At 56.5% G+C, this 292-nt stretch carries 1 protein-coding gene; it reads right to left on the bottom strand.

The features are described from left to right. Window positions 1-261, bottom strand: a 261-nt coding sequence (locus tag LZP73_RS20190; RefSeq protein WP_442800780.1) for a phosphorylase family protein, incomplete at its 3' end; no start/stop codon positions are given. Between the last annotated feature and the right edge of the window lie 31 nt (window positions 262-292).

Here is a 292-nt window from a genome sequence, read left to right as displayed (position 1 = left end):
CATGGTGTTGATGTGATCTTTCAATGCGACCAGACTGCCGGCCCCCACTTCAGGGCGCAGTGAGCCAGCCGCATTGGTGCAGAACAGCAACTCGCAGCCCAGCAACTTAAAGGTACGGATTGCATCCGTCATGATGGTCATCCCACGACCTTCGTAGAAATGTCCGCGACCTTTCATACACGCCACTGGCACCCCCTGGAGATAACCCAGCACCAGCTCACCCGCATGACCGTGTACGGTACTTACCGGGAACCCAGGCAGCTTTTCGTAGGAAATTGCGACCGCGTTCTCA

The sequence above is a fragment of the Shewanella sp. AS16 genome (assembly GCF_021412365.1).
GTDB classification, from domain to species: domain Bacteria; phylum Pseudomonadota; class Gammaproteobacteria; order Enterobacterales; family Shewanellaceae; genus Shewanella; species Shewanella salipaludis.
This window is presented reverse-complemented; position numbering and strand designations above follow the sequence as displayed.